The following is a 3732-nucleotide window of genomic DNA, read 5'->3' as shown; positions in this document are numbered from 1 at the left end:
GATCAATCAACGCCGGAGCCTCGATCGCAAGACTCTGTGACAACTCCAGCAAATCGTAATTGGCCTGATCCGCAATCATCACGCTTGCCTTCGCATCGTTCAAGATGAAGGCCAGGCGCTCGCTTGGATAGTTCGGGTCCAGCGGCAGATAGGCGCCACCGGCCTTGAGTACGGCCAACATGCCAACCACCATCTCTACAGACCGATCCAGCAAGATGGCGACCGTCAGATCTGGTCCTACTCCCTGCTTGATCAAATAGCGGGCCAGCTGGTTCGAGCGACGATCGAGCTCGTCGTAGCTCACCTGCTGCTGCTCAAACATCAGCGCCGTAGCGTGCGGATCGCGCCTGACTTGCGACTCAAACAGCACAGGCAGCGTGCGTAACGCCTCACTGACTTCCACAATCTCACCCGCAGACTGAGTGATCAGTGTCTGGCGCTCACTCTCCTCAGTGATCAGAATGCTGGCCAAAGGCCTGTCAAAGTCTTGTGTCAAACTAGAAATCAAGTATTCCAGTCGTTTGAGAATACCTCTCGCGTGCCCACTATCGAGACGCGCGCCATCGAACGACAAGCGCATCTCCAGCCCGTTGCCCGGCATAATGGTGAGCGATAACAAACCGTTCGCGGAGTCCTTGCCATCAATCTCTTGAATCTTTAACTGATCCTCGAGGGGCACAGTGCTCAGGGCGTCCTGATCGATGGGATAGTTCTCAAATACAAACATCGCCTCGAACAATGTTTCATCATGTAGCGAGGTACAGCGTTTGATCTCAGCCAAGCCCAGGTGCGCGTACTGCTCCTGCTGGGCGAGCTCAGTCTGGATCGTCCGCAGCCAGTCCAGCAAGGACTGCCCGGAGGCAAGCGAGATATAAAGCGGCAGTGTTTCGATAAACATCCCGACCGCACCCTCGATGCCTGGCAAGAGACTTGAGCGTCCATTGCGCACACTTCCGATCACGAGCGAATCGACGCCGCTTAAACGGCTCAGTATGAGCCCAAACAATCCCTGCAATACCGTCGCGGGCGTCAATCCATGTTGCTGAGCCGTACGCTCAAGCGATGTGGCCACTGAGGCATCGAGCTTCATCCAGTGCTCAATCTGTCCCGACTGAGTCGGCTGGGCGGGTCGGGGCAGGCTCAGTGCGCGGCCTGTCGTGACAGCCTCCAGGTGCTCGGTCCAGTAAGTCCGGGCCTTCTGGCGATCCTGCTGCTGCAGCCACGAAAGATGGCGCGACCAGTCAAAGGCGGGCGCCCAATCGAGACTCTGGCGTGTGGGCACGCGTCCCGGCGCCTCCTCACGCTCTGACTCATAGAGTTTGAGCAACTCGTTGAGCATGATGGACATGGACCAGCCATCGACTAACAGGTGATGATTAGCGATGTGCAGCGCGTAAGCATCTGCGTCTAATGTACACAGATATAACCGAATCAACGGTCCTTGCGTCAAATCAAACGGCTCTTGCATATCGAGCGACTTGAGCGCTTCGAGACGCGTCACAGCATCGCCCGTTAACGCGACCGTTCGCAACGCATAGCGCTCGACACTTCGCACAATCGCCGTACCGGAGCACAATGCGTCTGGAGTCAGGCAAATGCGCAACGCTGGGTGACGCGTCAAAAGCTTCACCCATGCTCGTGACAAACGTTGCTCAACTTGATGGGCAGGCAACGGACTCGTGAATCGGGCAGACAAACTGACGTGATAAGGGTCGAACTCGCCTGAGGCTAGCGCGAAACTCTCGAATGCCATGCCTTGCTGCAAGGGCGTCAAAGGCCAGAGACTCTGCATATCAGGATAGCGTTCGACGATCTCATCGAGTGTCTCTTGCGTCAGCCCAGGCTGCTCTGCGGCGCGTAGCGCTGTTTGCACCAGCGCAAAATCCGAGGGACTAAAGCGATTCGCAGACGGGGTCTCTACGCAATGGACCGCCATCTCAATCAACGCGTCTCTGAAACCTTGCAGCAACCCATGCATCGCATCCTCACGATACGCATGATGGTTGTACGTCAAGAACAACTGCAAAGCGCCCTGCTCATCAATCAACGCATTGATCTCAAGCAAACATACTCGTTGACGCGTACGCGTATCTCCCGAACTCGCCAGACCTGAAAGATATTCTGACCAGCCGCCCTGCTCTTGCGCCGACTGCTCGAAGCGTCCCAGATAATTGAAGGACAGATCGGGCTCGGGTAGCTGCGCGCCATACAGCGCACTCTCAGGATCCAGATAACGCAAGATCCCGTAGCCCAGGCCTTTATCGGGTAGTGCCCGAAGCTGCTCTTTTACCGCTTTGATCGAATGCGTCCAATCCACAGTGCGCGAATGAGCCGACAAGGCGATCGGCAGACGTAGCGGAAACACCGAAGTAAACCACCCCACGGTCTGACTCAAATCAGTGTCGAGCTCTCGTCCATGTCCTTCAAGTGTAATGAGCGGGCGATCGAGCTCGCGCTGATAGCAGAGCACGCTCCATTGACAAAGCGCCACGCCTAGCGCGGCCAGCAATACATCATTGATCTGTGCGTGATAGGCCGCAGGAGCCTTCAACAACGTTCTCGTCTGCGCCTCGCTGAGCGCCAGACGGATCTCAGTGGCATGCGCATTGGTATTATCCTCGGCTGCGATCTGGTGATCGCTAGGCAAGGCGGGTGCGCCCTCGACCTGAGCGAGCCACAGCGACTCCTCGATCCGGCGCTCGCCAGCCGTGCCGATCTCCTCGAGCATGCTCGCCCACTGACGCAGAGGCATGGTTGGCGCAGGCAGCAATGACTGCGTCGTGCGCTGGGCATAGGACCCTTGCAAGGACTGCTGAGCGTCTGTCAGCAGTCTCAAGTCTTGGAGTAAGATGCGCCAAGACACACCGTCCACTGCAAAGTGATGAATCACCCATAACAATACGGGCGCGGCGTCTGGACCACGATCCACCCAGCAACAGGCTTGCATCGCGCCCGGACGCTCAGGGTGTAAATCATTCGAGAGGTCCTCAAACGCCTGATCGATCGTGGCGCTTTGCATCGCCGCGGAGAGACTGCTCACATCCAGAACCTTAAGCTCCAGCGGCGCAAGCTGCTCAACGGGGTCGATCACAAAAGCGACTGGGGATTGACCGGATGTGCGCAAGCGCAGCGCTGCGTGATGCGCACGCAAACGCGAGAGTATCTCTCTCGTGCGCTCATGCGTCATACCTGCCGGTACCTCCAGGCGCATCGCCTGGTTAAAGCGATCAAGCTCGCCACCGAGCTCAAGAAACTGTCGATAAACGGGTAGAGCGGGAACACTGCCCTCTGGACTCCAGAATGCCTGGGCGACACTCTGATCCTCGGCGATCATACTCAAGTACTTCACCAGGCCGGCTGCGGTCGGGTACTCAAACAAGTCACGGATAGAGAGGGACAAGCCTGCATGACGGACTTTACCGATCAAGCGCATCGCTGAAATACTATCGCCGCCGATCGCAAAGAAACTGTCGTCTAGGCCCACGCGGCTCGCGCCCGTCACCTCGGCGAACAATCCGCACAACATGATCTCGTGCTCGCTGACTGGCGCACGGTACGTACTCTGATCGGCGCCAAAGTCCGGATCGGGCAACGCTTTGCGATCGAGCTTGCCATTGGGCGTGAGCGGCAAACTCTCCAATTGCACAAAGGCCGCAGGCACCATGTAGTCGGGCAACGTGCGCGACAACATGCTCCTGAGCTCTCCATCGCCGGGCAGCTCCGCGGCTGCAG

Annotated in this window: 1 protein-coding gene; it reads right to left on the bottom strand. The window is 57.6% G+C overall.

The window, feature by feature from the left end; all coding sequences use genetic code 11:
• Nucleotides 1–3732 (bottom strand): condensation domain-containing protein (locus tag QWY30_RS15755; protein ID WP_290242628.1); only part of this gene is annotated, 3732 nt, incomplete at both ends.

It is taken from the genome of Zwartia panacis, assembly GCF_030410395.1.
GTDB classification, from domain to species: Bacteria; Pseudomonadota; Gammaproteobacteria; order Burkholderiales; family Burkholderiaceae_B; genus Zwartia; species Zwartia panacis.
This window is presented reverse-complemented; position numbering and strand designations above follow the sequence as displayed.